The following is a 16,526-nucleotide window of genomic DNA, read 5'->3' as shown; positions in this document are numbered from 1 at the left end:
CGCTCATGGAACCGATTTCCAGCAACGGCGCAAGCCTGGCCTGTTAGTCTATCGGTGAACGACCTTCTTCCGATTGTTCATATTTTCAGCACAGTCCATTCTGTGTTTGCCGCCTTTGCCGCTGGCAGTCGTGTCCTCATATTGGCGTGGACAGCGGCAAGGGCCGCATAAATACAAGGGAAGGAGCACGACAATGCTCGACCAGATCAAGGGCCTGCATCACGTCACCTCAATGGCTGGTGATGCCCGGCAGAACAATGATTTCTTCACCCACAAGCTTGGCCTGCGCCGGGTCAAGAAAACAGTCAATTTCGACGCGCCCGACGTCTACCACCTCTATTATGGCGATGAGGTCGGCACGCCCGGTTCGGTGATGACCTATTTTCCGTTTCCCAATATCGGCAAGGGCCGTCATGGCGTCGGCGAGGTCGGCACCACGGTCTACTCCGTGCCCGAAGGCACGCTCGCCTATTGGGAAAAGCGCTTCGCCGATGCAGGTGTCTCCGGCCTGTCGCGCGACGAGACGTTCGGCGAGAAGCGTCTGGCGTTTGCCGGTCCCGACGGCGACGGTTTCGCGCTCGTCGAGGCCAAGGCCGACGGCCGTGCGCCCTGGGCGAAAAGCGGGGTTCCGGCTGACGCAGCGATCCGTGGCTTTCACTCGGTTGCGCTCAGGCTGAAGGATGGCGGCGCCACAGAGGAGCTCTTGAAATTCATGGGTTACGAGGAAATCGAGAAATCAGGCAATGTCAGCCGGTTCGCGGTGAAGAACGGCAATGGTGCCGATGTCGTCGATATCGAATCGCTGCCGACCGCACCCTTCGCCGATCTCGGCGCCGGCTCGGTCCACCATGTCGCCTTCGCCGTCGAGAACCGCGCCAAGCAGCTCGAAGTGCGCAAGGCATTGATGGATACGGGCTATGGCGTGACACCGGTGATCGATCGCGACTACTTCTGGGCGATCTATTTCCGCACGCCGGGCGGCGTGCTGTTCGAAGTCGCCACCAACGAGCCGGGGTTCGACAAGGACGAGGACACCGCTCATCTGGGCGAAGCGCTGAAACTGCCGACGCAGCATCAGCACCTCAGGCCCTATCTCGAGCAGCATCTGCAGAAGCTGGAAGGCTAAGGCCATGAGCAAGGACGCTTACATCCACACGGTGCTGCCCGGTTCACCGGGCGGCGTGCTGCTCTTCGTCTTCCATGGCACGGGGGCGGACGAGAACCAGCTTGTCTCGCTGGGGCGCGATCTCGCGCCCCAGGCAACCATCATCTCGCCGCGCGGCGATGTGTCGGAACATGGTGCCCCACGCTTCTTCCGTCGTACCGGCGAGGGCGTCTACGACATGGACGACCTGGGCCGGGCGACGGACAAGATGGCTGAATTCGTCAAGGCGCATGTCGAGGCGGCCCATGTCGGGGCGACAAAGCCATCGGCAGTGCTCGGCCTCGGCTATTCCAACGGCGCCAACATCCTGGCCTCGGTGGTGTTTGCCATGCCGGGATTGTTCGATGCCACAGTTCTGATGCATCCGCTGATCCCGTTCGAGCCGCAGGTCAAGGGCAGCCTCGTCGGCCGTCACATCCTGGTGACCGCCGGCAAGCGTGATCCGATCTGCCCGCCGAACCTGACGACGCGGCTCGAAGCCTATTTGCGTGCCGACGGTGCCGATGTCACAGTGGAGTGGCACGAAGGCGGGCATGAGGTTCGGCCAAATGAAATCGAGGCGGCGCGGCGGCTTTTTGCCGGTGTCGCCCAAGGAGCTTAGCGATGCCCGACCAACTGCCTGAGATCGAACTGGAAGATCGCGGTTCCAAAGGGCGCTATGTCCTGCGCGGCCCCGATGGCGCCGAGGCCGAGATGACCTTCACCAAGATCGGCGAGCACCAGATCATCATCGACCACACCGAAGTGCCGGACGTCTTTCGCGGCCAGGGTGCCGGGCTTCGGCTCGTCACCCGCGCCGTCGAGGATGCACGCGCGGCGGGCAAGAAGATCATCCCGCTCTGCCCGTTCGCCAACGCCCAATTCCGCCGCCACGCGGAATGGGCCGACGTGCTGAAGCATTAGGGTCAGACAAGCGGGCGATCAGGTGCGGGGTATAAAAGGGCAGCCGCCGGCACGGCTTTGTAATTTGCGCGGGTAGCACATCGTGCCTAAGTGGGTATGATATATCGCTCCCGCGCCGACAAACGAACTGAATGACCCCCCAATGACAGCATCCGATATCGTCCCCGTCTTCGACGGCCATAACGACACGCTGCTCAGGCTGTATCAGTCCAAGGACACGGACGTCGAAAAGCTGTTCATCGAAGGGAAATCGGGCGGTCACATCGACCTGCCGCGGGCCAAGGCCGGCGGCTTCGCCGGCGGCATGTTCGCGATTTTCCCGCCGCCGGTCGAGAAAACCAGGCGCAGCGCCGTGCCCTCGGCACCCAGCGACAGCGAACCACTGCCGCCCGAGGTCCCGCGCGCCGATGCGCTCAACTCGACGATCGCGATGGCCTCCATCCTGTTTCGGCTGGAACGGGCGGGAGCGCTCGCCGTCTGCCGCAGCGCCGCCGACGTGCGCAAAGCCATGGCACAAGACACGATCGCCGCCGTGTTCCACATCGAGGGCGTCGAAGCGATCGATCCCGAACTCACGATGCTCGATGTGCTGCATGCCGCCGGCCTGCGCTCGCTGGGCATCGTCTGGAGCCGTCCGAATGCTTTCGGCAACGGCGTGCCGTTCCGTTTTCCATCCTCGCCCGACACCGGGCCGGGCCTGACCGATGCCGGCAAGGCGTTGGTCAAGGCCTGCAATCAGCTGAAGATCATGATCGACCTCTCGCATCTCAACGAGAAGGGCTTTCGCGATGTCGCCGGGCTCAGCGATGCGCCGCTGGTCGCTACCCATTCGAACGTGCACGCGATCTGCGGCCATTCGCGCAATCTCACCGACTGGCAGCTCGGCGCCATCCGCGAGTCCGGTGGCATGGTCGGTCTGAACTTCGCCACCGGGTTCTTGCGTGAGGACGGGCGCATGAATGCCGACACCAGCCTCGACATCATGGTGCGTCATGTCGATTCGCTGCTGCAGGCGCTGGGCGAAGATGGTGTTGGTCTCGGCTCCGATTTCGATGGCGCCATGATCCCCGCCGCCATCGGCGATGTCGGTGGCCTGCCCAAGCTGATCGATGCCTTGGCGGCTCGCGGTTTCGGCCGCGCGCTGATCGAAAAGATCGCTTACCGCAACTGGCTGAGCATGCTGGAACGAACGATCGGTTAGCGTGGGCGCTGTTCGAAGCCCATGCGCTTGAGCCAGTCCTTGCCGACGCCACGGTCGCGGATGATCGGCAGTGGATTTTCCGAATCGAGCCGCGCGCAGATGCGGTAGACTTCCAGCGTCTCGGCGCTCATCTCGCCGCGCTTGTAGAAGAACATGGCGGCGGCATAGCGCGTGCGGCCGGACCATTTCTCGCCGAGCGGCGTGTTGATCAGCTGCCACTGTTCGGCGGCTTCCTCATCGTCTTGCTGCTTGTCGTCGTCGTCGGTCATGGTCAGAAATCCGCCGGCGGAGTGGTGGTGCGGCGCTCGAGCTTGATGAAGGGCCGCGCCACCACCTTGGCCCGCTTCATCAGCTTCTGGTATTGCAGCTCGCGCATGGCGTAGATCTCGACCCACAGGTCCTCCACGACAGTATCACCGTAGGGCCGCGCCAGCGAGGCGATGGCGATGTTGCGCTTGGCCATCGGCGACCACATGGCGGCGCTGACCAGCCCGACCTCCCCGCTTTTCTTGTGGTAGACGATGGCATGTTCGGCCGGAATGTTGCCTTCGATCTCAAGTCCGACCAGCACGTGGCGCAGCTTGCATTTGGCGCGGGCCGCGAGAATGGCGCGGCGGCCGTTGAAATGGCCTTTTTCCAGATCGATCATGAAGCCGAGGCCGATTTCGTCCGGCATGCGCAAGCGGTCGGCACGGATGGCGTGCTCGGCGGTGGTGAAATCGGCATTGGCGACGATGAGGCCAGCCTCAAGCCGGGCGCGATTAAGCGCGGTGTAACCGATGGCGCGGATGCCGTGCAGTTCGCCTGATGTCATCAGCCGGTCCCACAGGCTGAGCGCCTTGTCGGCCGGCACGAACAGCTCGTAGCCGAGATCGCCGGTGAAGCCGGTGCGCGAAATGGTTACGGTGCTGCCATCATGCGCGAAATCGGCGAGGTCGAAGACTCTCAGTTTCTCGACGCCGGCGAAGCCGGCATCGCGCAACGCGGCAAAAGAGGTTGGTCCTTGCAGAGCGAGCCCGGCGACGGCCTCGGTTTCTTCCTTGACCGTGACGTCGAATCCGATGGCGCTGTCGAGCAGCCACGGCAGATGCCGTTCCTGCGAGCACAGGCGGAAGCGTGTCGGCGACAGCCGGAACAGCGTGCCGTCGTCGAGGACGAATCCCTCGTCATCGCACCATGCGGTGTAGTGAATGCGACCAGGCCTGAGTTTTGTCACGTCGCGCAAGGTGACGCGGTCGAGGAAGGCTTCGGCATCCGGCCCCTCGATCCGGTATTTGGTCATCGGCGAAATGTCGAACAGCGCCGCCTGGCTGCGAATGGCGAAATATTCGAGCTCCTCGTCCCACAGCGAATGCGGGGCGCGGTAGCCGGCCCAGTTGTACCAGTCCTGGGTCTTGGCCAGCGCGTCGATGCGCGGCTGGAACGGCGTGCCGAGCCGCAGCGTGCGGAAATGAGATTGCGCCGCGATGCGAGCTGAGTTGATTTTCACATGACGATTCATGACGGCGTTCCTTCGCGCCCCCCTCTGTCCTGCCGGACATCTCCCCCACGAGGGGGGAGATCGACTGTTGTCCCGGCTTTCGCCAACCAGCAATGTTCCAGGAATGAGCGAGGGCGCCGAAGCTGCCAATCTCCCCACCTGTGGGGGAGATGTCCGGCAGGACAGAGGGGGGCGCCGCAGAGCGCGGCTTTCGCGAACAGAAAAATCATGCCTATCTCCCCATCGCGATGATGCGCCATGCTGCGTTGAGGCCAGGGGCGCCGGATACGCCGCCGCCCGGGTGCGAGCCGGCGCCGGCCAGGAACAGTCCTTCGATCGGGGTATCGTAGCCAGACCAGCTGGAGACGGGGCGCGACATCAGCATCTGGTCGGCCTGCAATTCGCCGTGGTGCCAGTGGCCACCCGGCATTCGGTAACGCGTCTCGATGTCGGCCGGTGTCAGAAGCTCGGCATGGACGATGCTCTTGCCGATGCTGGGCGCGTAAGCCTCGAGCTGCGCCATGATCGCCTTGAGGAATTTCGGCTTGCCGGCAACCCAGCCTTCTTTCAGCGCGTACGGCGCGTATTGCACCACCGTCGACAGCACACAGGCCCCACCAGGCGCGAGCGACGGGTCGGCAAGGCTGGGCAGCGTGATCTCCATCACCGGCTCCTGCGAGAATTCGCCATATTTGGATGGGTTGAAGGCGCGCTCGACATGGTCGGGCGAGGGGGCGATGACCAGCCGGCCGTTGTGACCGGCGGCATCGACGCCGGTGAATTGGGGCGGCCGGTCGAGCGCCAGATTGAGCTTGGCCGCGTCGCCCCTCATGCGAATGTTTTTCACCTTGCGCACGAAGCCGGTGTCGATCTCGCGCGGTCCGACGAGATCGAGGAAGGTGGTTGCCGGATTGATGGCGGAGACGATTGTGCTCGCGCGCAGCTCCTCGCCATTGTCGAGCGTGACGCCGACAGCCCGGCCTTTCTCGACGACGATTTTTGCCACCGGAGCCGATATGCGAATGACGACGCCAGCCCTTTCCGCCGAGGCTCGGATGGCGGCGACGACCGCACCCATGCCGCCTTGCGGCAGCATCTGCGCGCCGGCCGCTCCGCCAGTCTCGCCTGCCAGCCGATAGTAGAGGCCAAGCAGCGATGTCGGTGAGCGCGGGCCGAGATGGCAGCCAAGCGTCGCGTCGAAGGCAAGCAGGCCCTTCAGCCTGATATCTTCAAGCTGCTCGTCGAGCAGGTCGGCGACATTCATCAAGAGCACGCGCAGGAAGTCGCGCATATCTTCCTTGCCGAGTTTTCTCAGCGCCAGTGCGGTCTGGCCAAGCGAAGCGGTCTCGAGCAGCGACATGCCGTCGAGATCGGGCGGACGTCGGGAGAGGAATGGTTTCAATATGCCGGCATAGCGCAGCAGCTGCGCGCGCAAGTCCCTCCAGGCGGACTGTTCGGACGAACTGGCGCCGGTCAACACCTCGCCATAGGCGCCATGCAGGACCAGCGGCGGGCCGTTCTTCGACAGCGCTACCGACGGTATGAAGTCGGCACGCGCGATTTTCAGCCCGTGCTTCTCCAGCTCCAGCGTCTTTACCACGTCGGGATGCAGGCGGTTCAGCAGATGGGCGACGGACGAGCCGCGAAAGCCGGGGGCGAATTCTTCGGTGCGCGCGGCGCCGCCGACTTCTTTTCCGGCCTCCAGCACCAGCACCTTGCGGCCGGCTGTCGCCAGCGTCGCAGCAGTGACAAGGCCGTTGTGGCCGCAGCCAATGACGATTGCATCAAATGACGTCATGGGCGGGGCTCATATGCGAGGTGGATTTCGCGAGATCGCGCAGGATCTTGACGGCGGCGTTGCGGCCGGGCGCCCCCATGACGCCGCCGCCTGGATGGGTCGAGGAACCGCACATATAAAGGCCGCCAACCGGTGAGCGGTATTGCGCGTAACCCGGCACCGGGCGGTTGAACAAAAGCTGATCGAAGGTCAGTTCGCCTTGAAAAATGTTGCCTTCGGTAAGGCCGACTTCCGCCTCGATCTCGCGCGGTGTGCGCACCTCCATGTGGACGATGCGGTCGCGGAAGCCCGGCGAATACTCCGCGATCTGTGCAATCACGCTTTCGGCGAAACCATCGCGGTCGGCGTCGGTCCATTCGCGGCCGTTCACTTTTGGCGGCGCGTATTGCACGAAGCAGCTCATGAAGTGCTTGCCCGGCGACGCCATGGTCGGGTCGAGCGTCGTCGGGATCACCATGTCGAGGAAGGGATCGGCCGACCAACGCCCGGCCTTCCAGTCGTCATAGGCGCGCTCCATGCGCTCCATCGAATCGGTGAGATGCATGTCGCCGCGATAGACCGGCGAGTCCTTCGGCAGCGCCGGGAATTCGGGCCGCGAATCGAGCGCGATGTTGACCTTGCCGGACGAGCCGCGGATCTTGAAGTTCTTCACCCGGCGCAGGAAGATGTCGGGCAGCTCCTTTTCCTCGACCAGCTTGAGGAAGGTGCGCTTCACGTCGGCGTTGGAGACGACGAGCTTGCCGTAAATTTCCTCGCCGCCGGCCAGCACCACGCCTTTGGCCTTGCCGCGCTGGACAAGCACATGATCGACTTCGGCGCCGGTGCGGATGGTGCCGCCCGAGGCCTTAAACGATGCGGCCAGCGCCTTGGTGACGGCGCCCATGCCGCCGCGCGCATAGCCCCAGGCGCCGACCGAGCCGTCGACCTCGCCCATATAGTGGTGCAGCAGCACGTAAGCGGTGCCGGGCGACATCGGCCCGAGCGCGGTGCCGATGATACCGGACAAAGCGAAGTTCGCCTTGATCACATCAGTCTCGAAATATTCGTCGAGGAATTCCGAGATCGACATCGTCCAGAAGCGCAGCGTCAGCGCCATTTCCTCAGCCGACAGGCCGGCGAACTTCTTGCCGAGATAGAGCAGCTCGCCGAGGTCGCGCGGCTTGAGGCTGGTCGGATCCGGTGCGGTGCGCATCAACAGCGGCTGGATGAAACGGCATTGCCGCGTCACGTCACGGGCGTAGCGGTCATAGGCTTCGGCGTCGCGTCTGGAGAAGCGGGCGAATTCGCGCCGGTGCGCGTCGTGGTCACGGCAGTTGGCGAGATAATCGCCGTCGCGGGTGAACACCGCGCCGCCCTCATAGGAGATGACCTGCAGGCCGAAGCGCGGCAGTTCGAGATCGCGCATGATCTCCGGCCGGAACAGCGAGCAGACATAGGAGCAGTTGGAGTAGAGGAAGCCCGGCGTCAGCTCGCGGCTGGTGGCGGCACCGCCGACCCAGTCGTTCTTCTCGACCACCAGCACGTCGAGCCCGGCGCGCTGCAGATAACAGGCGTTGACCAGGCCGTTGTGTCCGCCGCCGATGATGATCGCATCCCAAGCTTTCATTGTGGCCCAGTCTTTTTGTTTCTACGCAATTCCCAAGGGAAAGCGCTGCGCGGTTTTCCCGGGAAAACCGCTCACACTTTTCCTGGAATTGCTCTGTGCGACCCGCTCTTCATTTTTGCGTGATCTGTTCCCGAATGCACCGAATTTGGCATGGCATCAGCTATTTTGTCCAGCCATTCTGAATGAATGTTCAACAAATGATGTTGCGTTTTCGCACGCATGCGCTAGCCTTTGCCGGCGTTCGAACTAGCATTCATCGATTGGGGATCGAGGGCTGATGATCGAAACGGCAAATGTCGAGCCGGAGTATGACGACACCGCCATCCGCTTCCTCGAAGCGCTGTGGGGTGAGGGCTACCTGTCGCCGGGTGGGCCTGAAGAGGTCGACCGGGTGGTTGAGGGGCTTTCCCTCGAGGGCAAGACGATCCTCGACATTGGCTGCGGCTCTGGCGGCATCGCGCTGCATCTGATCGAGCGCCATGGCGCCGCCCACGCCACCGGCTTCGATGTCGAACAGCCGGTGATCGAGGCGGCCAGACGGCGAGCTGCCGGGCGCGGGCTCGCGGATCGCGCCAGCTTCATCCAGGCGCCGCCGGGACCGCTGCCTTTCGCCGACCGCTCCTTTGATGTCGTCTTTTCCAAGGACGCGCTGCTGCATGTGTCCGACAAGGGCGCGCTGTTCGCCGAAATCTTCCGCGTGCTGAAGCCGGGCGGCGTCTTTGCCGCCTCCAACTGGATGATCTCGCATGATGGCGAGCCGTCGCCCGAGATGAAGGCCTATGTCGCCGCCGAGGGGCTGTCCTTCGCCATGGCCTCGCCGGCGCGCTATGCCCAGGCGATGCGTGGCGCCGGCTTCGCCGATGTCACCGTCAGGGACCGCAACCCGTGGTATCGCGAGGTCGCGCGCGGCGAGTTGCGAAGGCTGAAAGGGCCGCTCTATGCGCCGGTCGCGGCCATCGTCGGCGCCGCCTATGTCGACAAGAATATCCGGACCTGGGAAGCCATGCAGAAGGTGCTTGACAGTGGTGAGCACCGTCCCACTCATCTTCGCGGGTGGAAGCCGGATGCAAAGGGATAGCCGGCGATGCTGGAGACCATCACACGCATGAAGACGGCAGACGCCAGGGACGCGCTCCTTGAAACAGCACGAAAGGCCGAATCCGAGAAGCGCGGGCGCAAGGCCTCGAAGGAGGTCAGGCAGCTCCAGCTCATCGAGGCGACGATCGATTCGCTCGCCAAGCGCGGCTATTCGGAGACGACGATGGCCGATGTCGCCGACGGCGCCGGCCTGTCGCGCGGCATCGTCAATTTCCATTTCGAGAGCAAGGAAAAGCTGCTTATCGCGACGCTGCAGCACATGTATGACGAGTACTCGGTACATTGGCGCAATGCGTTGCAGAGGGCAGGAGATGATCCCGCCCGTCAGCTCCAGGCCCTGGTCGCGGCCGATTTCGACCGCTCGATCTGCAACAAGCGCAAGCTTGCCGCATGGTGCGCCTTCTGGGGCGAGGCCAAGTCGCGGCCAACCTACCAGGCGCTGAGCAGCGCGCGTGATGCCGTTTATCAGAACATCTTCATCGACCTTTGCGCGGCGCTGAAGGAGAGCGGCGGCTATGCCTATGAGGCGCAGGTCATGGCGCTGGCGCTCAGCGCCATGCTGGAAGGTTTGTGGCTGCGGTTGATGATGGGCACCGAGGACACAACCCGCGAGTCGGCCTTGCAGGCGGCTAATGAATTCCTGTCGGCGGCGTTCCCCAGACACTACCCGGCACAGGCCGACGGCCCAACGAGGTCATAAGAAAAGACGAAACCATAAGAAGACCAGAACACCACAGAGGATGGAACAGCGATGAAGACACTGACAAGACGCCTGACATTGACCCTCGTGCTGACTGGTGCGCTGGCGGCTTCGGCCGCGGCGCTGGCGATCGCTGCAGACAAGGACCTGATCGTGTTCGATTGGTCCGGTTACGAAGACCCCAGCTTCCACCCGAAGTATGTCGAGAAGAACGGCGATTCGCCGACCTTCGCCTTCTTCGGCGACGAGGACGAAGCGTTCGAGAAGGTGCGTTCCGGCTTCAAGGCCGATCTCGGCCATCCCTGCTCGCAGAGTGTGGTGAAATGGCGCGAGGCTGGCCTCCTGCAGCCGCTCGACACCTCGAAGATTGCCGGCTGGAAAGACCTCAATCCCGGTATCATGGCGATGAAAAATCTCGCCACGACCGATGACGGCAAGGCGTGGTTCATGCCTTGGGACTGGGGCAACACGCAGCTCACCTACAACTCCTCCAAGATCGATGCCAAGGATGTGCAGTCGCTGAAGGCGTTCGCTGACCCGAAGTTCAAGGGCCGCGTCTCCATCGGCGACAATGTCGACGACGCCTATGCGCTGGCAAGCCTTGCCATTGGCCTGAAGGATTGGACCAAGATGACGGATGACCAGTTCAAGCAGGCTTCCGACTTCCTGCGCCAGGTGCACAAGAACGTGCGCTCCTACTGGACCGACACCACCGACATCGTCCAGCTGTTGAGCGGTGGCGAAGTCGACCTCGCCTGGGCCTGGAATGATGCCACCGTTCAGTCGGTCGCCGCCGGCGTGCCGATCGAGTCCATAAAGGACACCAATGAGGGCATCTCGACCTGGGTCTGCGGCTATGTGCTGTTCAAGGACGCGCCCGGCAACATCGACAAGGCCTATGACTATCTGAACGCCGTCAACGATCCGGAGACCGCCAAGGTCCTGGTCAAGGACTGGGGCTATGGCCAGGCCAACGCGAAGGGCATGGCCGGTGTCGATCAGGCGATCCTGAAGGAGAAAGGCTATGACGACGTGCAGAAATTCGTCGACAAGACGCTGTTCCAGTCACCGCTGCCGTCCGACCTCAAGCTGAAGATGATCGCCGAATTCGAGAAGATCAAAGCAGGTTACTGATCCCGTCACGATTGCCCGTTCCGCCACAGCTATGGCGAGCGGACGGGCCTCGCCAAGGCAGATGATTTCTCCTAACCTCGCAGCAGCTTTTTCGCGATGGGGGAGTTTTGCCATGATGCCGATGCTGCGCCGCCTTGCCCTCGCCGCCGCCTGCATGATCGGCGCCGGCGCGGTCTATGCCTGGGCGGCAGGCGGCGGCGACCTCGTGGTGTTCGACTGGTCCGGTTACGAAGATCCGCTGCTGCATCCCGCCTACGCCGCCAAATATGGCGCCGAGCCGACCTTTGCTTTCTTCGGCGACGAGGACGAAGCCTTCGAGAAGATGCGGGCGGGCTTCAAGGCCGACATCGCGCATCCCTGCTCGCAAAGCGTGGTGAAGTGGCGCGAGGCCGGCGTGCTGCAGCCGCTCGATACCTCCAGGATATCAGGCTGGAAGGACCTCAATCCCGGCATCATGGCGATGAAGGATCTCGCCGTCACCGCCGACGGCAAGGCCTGGTTCATGCCGTTCGACTGGGGCAACACATCGCTGCTCTACCGCACCGACAAAGTGACGGCGGATGAGGCGCAGTCGCTGAGGATTTTCGCCGATCCAAAATACAAGGGCCGCGTCACCATCGGCGACAATGTCGACGACGCCTACGCGCTGGCGAGCCTGGTCATCGGCCTCAAGGACTGGACTAAGATGACCGATGCCCAGTTCAAGGAGGCCTCCGCTTTCCTGCGCGAGGTGCACAAGAACATCCGCTTCTACTGGACCGATGACACCGACCTCAACCAGGCCTTCATCGGCAATGAGGTCGATCTCGTCTGGGGCTGGAACGAGACCTTTGTGACACTGAAGGGTCAGGGCCTGCCGATCGCCATGAACCGCGATACCAAGGAGGGCATTTCAACCTGGGTGTGCGGCTATGTGCTGATGAAGGATGCGCCGGTCAAGCTTGATGAAGCCTATGACTTCCTGAACGCGGTCAACGCTCCCGCTGTTTCGGACTATCTGGTCAAGACCTTCGGTTATGGCCACGGCAACGGCGCCGGCATGGCTGCCATCGACCACGAGGTGCTCACCGACCGCGGCTTCGACAATCTCGACAAGTTTCTCGACAAGACGCTGTTCCAGCAGCCTGTCGCGCCCGAGATGAAGAAGCGCATGGTCGACGAGTTCGAGAAGATCAAGGCCGGCTATTGACGAACGAACCGAAAAGAACCGACGTCGTCATCGTCGGTGCCGGCTTCACCGGCCTGTCGGCAGCGATTGAACTGAAGAAGGCCGGCATCGGCTTCGCGCTGCTCGAAGCACGCGACCGTGTCGGCGGGCGGGTCGAAGCTGTTCGCAACAGTCTTGGCGAGCGTATCGACAGCGGCGGTCAATTCCTCTGCGAGGACATGCCGGAGGTGATGGCGCTGGCGAGGGCGCGCGGCAAGGCGTTTGTCGAAACCTATGTCGAGGGCGATTTCATCGCCTATCCGTCGATGTCGGCCAAGGACGCCAAGCGGACCTATCATGGCGCCATGGCGATCCGCGAGCGCATGAACGGAATCGAGCCGGACGACCCCTCGATAGCCGGCATGACAGTCGCGGCCTGGCTCGAAGGCCAGCATGATTCCACCGATGCCAAGACGGCTTTCCGGTCGATGATCGAAGGCCTGTGGTGCCTGGCTATGGACAAGGTGCCGCTCTGGCACCTGATCGACAATGACCGGCGCATCACCAATGAGGTGCCTGAGCTGCAGTATTCTCTGCGCGAGACGATGCAGTCGCTGGCCGAGGATCTCTCTGGCGGTCTCGGCGACCGGGTGCGGGTGAACGAACCGGTCACGCGCATCGAGCATGGGCCGCAGGGGGTTCGTATCGCCACGGGCAATGGCGTGATCGAAGCGCAGCAAGTGCTGGTCGCCTTGCCGCCGGCAACTGCCGCGAAGCTCGATTTCACGCCCCTCTTGCCGCCGCGTCTCGGGGAGGCGCTTGGCGTGTGGGAAAGCGGCGCGGTGATCAAGATCCTGGTGCGCTATGCCAGGCCGTTCTGGCGCGAGCGGGATTTGAGCGGCATGGTGATGTGGCGCGACCTGCCAGGATTGTTTGCCTGCGACGCCAGCAGGGACGCCGAGCAGGCCGCGCTCGTCGTATTCGTGGGCGGACCGCTGGCACTGCGCTGGCATGACCTCGGCGAGGCGGAACTGCGTGCGGCAGTGATCGCCCGGTTGGAGGCAGCCTTCGGTCCGGATGCCGGCGATGTCATCGATTTCAGTTCGCGAGACTGGGCATATGACCGCTGGAGCGGCGGTGCCTACAGCGACCTCATTGTCGACGTGACGGTAAGGGATGCCGAGCGCACGATTCTTGCGGGCGCGCCGCCAGTCCATTTCGCTTCGTCGGAGCTGTCGCCGTCCTTTCCGGGCTATGTCGAAGGCGCGATCGTGGCCGGGCGCATCGCGGCACAAAAGATTATCGACGAGTTTCAGTCCGCCATCGCCACCAGGGCCTCGGGATCGTAGGCAAGGCGGACCGAGGTGCCGACCGGAATGTCGTCGGCGCCGAAATCGTTGGTTTCAGTGACCGACAGCGGCTTTTCCAGCCCCGGTATCTCGACGATCAGATGGGTGATCTCGCCGAAATAGTGGCGTTCGACCACCTTGCCGGCGACCTCGAATTTCGCCGTCGCATTGTCCCACAGCACGCGCAGGCGCTCCGGCCGGATGCCAAGCGTCGCGCCGCCGCCATTGCGCACGAATGCCTTCGGCTTGTCGGTCTTGACGCGGCCGAAGCCCAGCGTGTCGACGACCAGCGTGGCGCCGTTCTCCTCGACGATCTCGGCTTTGACGAAGTTCATCCCGCCGAGGAAGTCGGCGACCTGGCGGTTGACCGGCCGCTGGTAGATTTCCTTGGGCGAGGCGACCTGCGCGATCCTGCCGCCGAACATCACGGCAATGCGGTCGGACATGGCGAGCGCCTCGTACTGGTCATGGGTGACCAGCACGAAGGTGATGCCGACGGCCTGCTGCAGGCGGCGCAGCTCGACCTGCATCTGCTCACGCAATTTCTTGTCGAGCGCCGACAGCGGTTCGTCGAGCAGCAGCACCTTGGGCCGCATCACCAGCGCGCGGGCGAGCGCCACGCGCTGGCGCTGGCCGCCGGAGAGCTCGGTGGCGAGCCGCTTGCCAAGCCCGGTCAGCGAGACCTGCGCCAGCGCCTCCTCGACGCGCCGCTTCTCCTCGCCGCCTTGTAGTTTCAGCCGCTTCAGGCCATAGGCGACGTTCTGTTCGACATTGAGATGCGGGAAGATCGCGTAGCTCTGGAACACCATGTTGGTCGGCCGGCGGTTGGCCGGGATGCCTTCCATCGGCTGGCCACCGACCGCGATCGAGCCGCTGGTCGGATTGTCGAAACCGGCGATCATGCGCAAAAGCGTGGTCTTGCCGCAGCCGGAGGGGCCGAGCAGCGAAAAGAATTCGCCTTCCCTGATGGTCAGGGACGCATCGTCCAGCGCCTTGAACGCCCCATAGCTGCGGGTGACGTTCTTGATCTCGATCATCGATCGCTGCAGCTGCTCAGGCATAGAGGCCTCCCTCGTTCTGGGTGCGTCTGGCCGCACGGCGACGCAGGATTTCGGCAATGGTCATCAACAGGAATGAGGCAACCAGAAGCAGCGTGCCCAGCGCCAGCACGCCGGGCAGTTTCGACGCGAAACGCAGCTGGCCCCAGATGTAGATGGGCAGCGTCGCCTCGGTGCCGGTCAGGAAGAAGGCGATGATGAACTCGTCGAGCGAGATGGTGAAGCAGACCAGCAGGCTGGAGATGATGGCCGGCGCCACCATCGGCAGCGTCACCCGGCGGAATGTGCCGAAGGCGCTTTCGCCGAGATCGGCGGAGGCTTCCTCCAGGCTGCGGTCGAAGCCCTCGAAGCCGGAGGTCAGCACCGTCATCGAATAGGGGATGCAGACCAGGACGTGGCCGAGCACGACGGTGAACAATGACAGGCTGAGGCCCAGCTGCAGCATCACCAGCAGCATGGAGATGGCGACGATCACCTCCGGCAGCACCAGCGGCGCCATGATCAGGCCATTGATGGTGCGGCGGCCGGGATAGCGGTAGCGGGTGATCGAGCGGGCGGCGAGGATGCCGAGCACGGTGGCGAGAACCGAAGCCGAGACGCCGACGACCAGGCTGTTCCAGGCGGCATCGAGCAGGGCCGGCGTGTTGGGCAGGTCCTCATACCATTTGAGCGTATAGCCGGCGAGCGGGAACTTCGGTGTCGGAGCTGTGTTGATCGAGAAGATCGGCAGGAAGATGACGGGCAGATAGAGGAAGACGATATAGAGGAACGCATAGGCGGACAGCCAGCCGCCCGGCAGGAAACGCCGCGCTCTCATCGTGCCAGCCTCTGCAATGCGCGTATGATCAGCACCGTGGCACCGGCCATCAGGGTGACGATCAGCATGGTGGTGACGGAAAGGGCGGCCCCCAATGGCCAGTTGGCCGCCTTGCCGAACTGCGCCTGGATGGCGTTGGCGATCATGACGCCGTCCTTGCCGCCGACGAGCTTTGGCGTGACGTAGTCGCCGACGGTCGGGATCATGACGATCAGCGCCGCCGAGATGACACCAGGCGCCGACAGCGGCAAGGTCACGCGCAGGAATGAGCGCAAGGGGCCATCGCCAAGGTCGGTGGCCGCTTCGACCAGCGTGCGGTCGACCTTTTCCAGAGAGACGAAGATCGGCAGGATGGCGAAGGCCGCCCAGGCATGGGTGAGCGTGATGATGACGGCGCTCGTATTGTAGAGCAGGGCTGTCGACGGCTCGTCGATGATGCCGAGGCCCATCAGGCCGGAATTCAAGACGCCGTTATAGCCGAGGATGACCTTCCATGACATGACGCGCAGGAGATAGCTGGTCCAGAACGGGATGGTGATGAGGAACAGCCACAGGCTCTTGTGGCGGCCGCCATGGAAGGAAATGAAGTAGGCGATCGGGTAGGCGAGGATGACGGTGAACAGGCTGACCGTCAGCGAGATGTAGAGCGAGCGCCACAACAGGTCGCGGTAGATCGGTTCGGTCAGCGCGACGCGGTAGTTTTCCAGCGTGAAGGTGCGGTCGATGGTCAGGTAGTGCTGCGTCCAGAAGGAGTGGGCGATGACCACCAGGATCGGCAAGACCAGAAGAATGAGCGCGTAAAAAAAGGTCGGGCTGATCAGGGCAAGGCCCTGGACGGGTTCGGATTGCAGAAGGGCATTTCGTCTGGCCCGCGTCATGCGCAACGGGGGCGACCCTTCCACGGCCGCCGTCATTGCAGGGCTCCGGGCGCGATCTCGGTTGCTGGCCTGGACTGTTCCGCCATGCGGCATCCCATTGTGCTGACGCCGGCTGTTTGTTCCCAATTTTGTTTGGAGCGCGATCGAACGCAAAACCGGTGACCACTCTTGCTGATCGCGCCTCTAGCTTGC

At 63.3% G+C, this 16,526-nt stretch carries 16 protein-coding genes; 9 read left to right on the top strand and 7 right to left on the bottom strand.

What is annotated here, in order from left to right:
- Nucleotides 1-193 precede the first annotated feature (193 nt).
- The 4 genes from JT360_RS00970 (at nt 194) to JT360_RS00955 (ending at nt 3,269) form a co-directional block, all read left to right on the top strand.
- Nucleotides 194-1,126 (top strand): VOC family protein, encoded by a 933-nt coding sequence (locus tag JT360_RS00970; protein WP_214469623.1) that lies wholly within the window; start codon nt 194-196, stop codon nt 1,124-1,126.
- 4 nt (nt 1,127-1,130) lie between these two features.
- Nucleotides 1,131-1,766: an alpha/beta hydrolase gene (locus tag JT360_RS00965; RefSeq protein WP_214469622.1), complete on the top strand. Its 636-nt coding sequence runs from the start codon at nt 1,131-1,133 to the stop codon at nt 1,764-1,766.
- A 2-nt stretch (nt 1,767-1,768) separates the two neighbouring features.
- Nucleotides 1,769-2,068: a GNAT family N-acetyltransferase gene (locus JT360_RS00960; RefSeq protein WP_214469621.1), complete on the top strand. Its 300-nt coding sequence runs from the start codon at nt 1,769-1,771 to the stop codon at nt 2,066-2,068.
- A gap of 142 nt (nt 2,069-2,210) precedes the next feature.
- Entirely contained in the window at nt 2,211-3,269 is a 1,059-nt protein-coding gene (locus JT360_RS00955; protein WP_214469620.1) for a dipeptidase, read from the top strand.
- Here the strand turns inward: JT360_RS00955 and JT360_RS00950 are convergent.
- The 4 genes from JT360_RS00950 to JT360_RS00935 all read right to left on the bottom strand — a co-directional run bounded on the left by JT360_RS00950 (nt 3,266) and on the right by JT360_RS00935 (nt 8,153).
- Entirely contained in the window at nt 3,266-3,538 is a 273-nt protein-coding gene (locus tag JT360_RS00950) for a hypothetical protein (RefSeq protein ID WP_214469619.1), read from the bottom strand. The genes JT360_RS00955 and JT360_RS00950 overlap by 4 nt on opposite strands.
- A 2-nt stretch (nt 3,539-3,540) precedes the next feature.
- Nucleotides 3,541-4,770: an aminomethyl transferase family protein gene (locus JT360_RS00945; protein WP_214469618.1), complete on the bottom strand. Its 1,230-nt coding sequence runs from the start codon at nt 4,768-4,770 to the stop codon at nt 3,541-3,543.
- 211 nt (nt 4,771-4,981) lie between these two features.
- Nucleotides 4,982-6,547, bottom strand: coding sequence for a phytoene desaturase family protein (locus JT360_RS00940; protein ID WP_214469617.1), 1,566 nt, complete (start codon nt 6,545-6,547; stop codon nt 4,982-4,984).
- A complete protein-coding gene (locus tag JT360_RS00935; RefSeq protein WP_214469616.1) occupies nt 6,534-8,153 on the bottom strand; it encodes a phytoene desaturase family protein in 1,620 nt (539 codons plus the stop codon). The genes JT360_RS00940 and JT360_RS00935 overlap by 14 nt, the downstream gene beginning before the upstream one ends.
- 277 nt (nt 8,154-8,430) lie before the next feature.
- Here JT360_RS00935 and JT360_RS00930 point away from each other — a divergent pair, with 277 nt between their 5' ends.
- The 5 genes from JT360_RS00930 (at nt 8,431) to JT360_RS00910 (ending at nt 13,581) form a co-directional block, all read left to right on the top strand.
- Nucleotides 8,431-9,231: a methyltransferase domain-containing protein gene (locus JT360_RS00930; protein ID WP_214469615.1), complete on the top strand. Its 801-nt coding sequence runs from the start codon at nt 8,431-8,433 to the stop codon at nt 9,229-9,231.
- Nucleotides 9,232-9,237: 6 nt separating this feature from the next.
- A complete protein-coding gene (gene betI, locus JT360_RS00925) occupies nt 9,238-9,951 on the top strand; it encodes a transcriptional regulator BetI (RefSeq protein WP_214469614.1) in 714 nt (237 codons plus the stop codon).
- Between the two features lie 51 nt (nt 9,952-10,002).
- A complete protein-coding gene (locus tag JT360_RS00920; protein ID WP_214469613.1) occupies nt 10,003-11,085 on the top strand; it encodes an ABC transporter substrate-binding protein in 1,083 nt (360 codons plus the stop codon).
- Between the two features lie 112 nt (nt 11,086-11,197).
- The gene (locus JT360_RS00915; protein WP_214469612.1) at nt 11,198-12,274 is read left to right on the top strand and encodes an extracellular solute-binding protein; all 1,077 of its coding nucleotides are present in this window, start codon (nt 11,198-11,200) and stop codon (nt 12,272-12,274) included.
- The gene (locus JT360_RS00910; RefSeq protein WP_214469611.1) at nt 12,271-13,581 is read left to right on the top strand and encodes a flavin monoamine oxidase family protein; all 1,311 of its coding nucleotides are present in this window, start codon (nt 12,271-12,273) and stop codon (nt 13,579-13,581) included. The genes JT360_RS00915 and JT360_RS00910 overlap by 4 nt, the downstream gene beginning before the upstream one ends.
- On the opposite strand, the gene JT360_RS00905 is transcribed toward JT360_RS00910, so the two are convergent.
- Genes JT360_RS00905 through JT360_RS00895 form a run of 3 tightly spaced genes read right to left on the bottom strand, consistent with a single transcriptional unit; the run spans nt 13,545 to nt 16,370 of the window.
- Entirely contained in the window at nt 13,545-14,618 is a 1,074-nt protein-coding gene (locus JT360_RS00905; RefSeq protein ID WP_214469748.1) for an ABC transporter ATP-binding protein, read from the bottom strand. The genes JT360_RS00910 and JT360_RS00905 overlap by 37 nt on opposite strands.
- Nucleotides 14,619-14,634: 16 nt before the next feature.
- The gene (locus tag JT360_RS00900; RefSeq protein WP_214469610.1) at nt 14,635-15,456 is read right to left on the bottom strand and encodes an ABC transporter permease; all 822 of its coding nucleotides are present in this window, start codon (nt 15,454-15,456) and stop codon (nt 14,635-14,637) included.
- Nucleotides 15,453-16,370, bottom strand: a complete 918-nt coding sequence (locus JT360_RS00895) for an ABC transporter permease (protein ID WP_214469609.1) — start codon at nt 16,368-16,370, stop codon at nt 15,453-15,455. The genes JT360_RS00900 and JT360_RS00895 overlap by 4 nt, the downstream gene beginning before the upstream one ends.
- Between the last annotated feature and the right edge of the window lie 156 nt (nt 16,371-16,526).

The sequence above is a fragment of the Mesorhizobium sp. dw_380 genome (assembly GCF_018588885.1).
Taxonomy (GTDB): Bacteria; Pseudomonadota; Alphaproteobacteria; order Rhizobiales; family Rhizobiaceae; genus Mesorhizobium.
This window is presented reverse-complemented; position numbering and strand designations above follow the sequence as displayed.

Excerpts from the sequence above, each read along its gene's own strand:
- JT360_RS00970 (WP_214469623.1), top strand. The coding sequence starts at position 194 with ATGCTCGACCAGATCAAGGGCCTGCATCACGTCACCTCAATGGCTGGT.
- JT360_RS00965 (WP_214469622.1), top strand. The coding sequence starts at position 1,131 with ATGAGCAAGGACGCTTACATCCACACGGTGCTGCCCGGTTCACCGGGC.
- JT360_RS00960 (WP_214469621.1), top strand. The coding sequence starts at position 1,769 with ATGCCCGACCAACTGCCTGAGATCGAACTGGAAGATCGCGGTTCCAAA.
- JT360_RS00955 (WP_214469620.1), top strand. The coding sequence starts at position 2,211 with ATGACAGCATCCGATATCGTCCCCGTCTTCGACGGCCATAACGACACG.
- JT360_RS00950 (WP_214469619.1), bottom strand. The coding sequence starts at position 3,538 with ATGACCGACGACGACGACAAGCAGCAAGACGATGAGGAAGCCGCCGAA.
- JT360_RS00945 (WP_214469618.1), bottom strand. The coding sequence starts at position 4,770 with ATGAATCGTCATGTGAAAATCAACTCAGCTCGCATCGCGGCGCAATCT.
- JT360_RS00940 (WP_214469617.1), bottom strand. The coding sequence starts at position 6,547 with ATGACGTCATTTGATGCAATCGTCATTGGCTGCGGCCACAACGGCCTT.
- JT360_RS00935 (WP_214469616.1), bottom strand. The coding sequence starts at position 8,153 with ATGAAAGCTTGGGATGCGATCATCATCGGCGGCGGACACAACGGCCTG.
- JT360_RS00930 (WP_214469615.1), top strand. The coding sequence starts at position 8,431 with ATGATCGAAACGGCAAATGTCGAGCCGGAGTATGACGACACCGCCATC.
- betI (WP_214469614.1), top strand. The coding sequence starts at position 9,238 with ATGCTGGAGACCATCACACGCATGAAGACGGCAGACGCCAGGGACGCG.
- JT360_RS00920 (WP_214469613.1), top strand. The coding sequence starts at position 10,003 with ATGAAGACACTGACAAGACGCCTGACATTGACCCTCGTGCTGACTGGT.
- JT360_RS00915 (WP_214469612.1), top strand. The coding sequence starts at position 11,198 with ATGATGCCGATGCTGCGCCGCCTTGCCCTCGCCGCCGCCTGCATGATC.
- JT360_RS00905 (WP_214469748.1), bottom strand. The coding sequence starts at position 14,618 with ATGATCGAGATCAAGAACGTCACCCGCAGCTATGGGGCGTTCAAGGCG.
- JT360_RS00900 (WP_214469610.1), bottom strand. The coding sequence starts at position 15,456 with ATGAGAGCGCGGCGTTTCCTGCCGGGCGGCTGGCTGTCCGCCTATGCG.
- JT360_RS00895 (WP_214469609.1), bottom strand. The coding sequence starts at position 16,370 with ATGACGGCGGCCGTGGAAGGGTCGCCCCCGTTGCGCATGACGCGGGCC.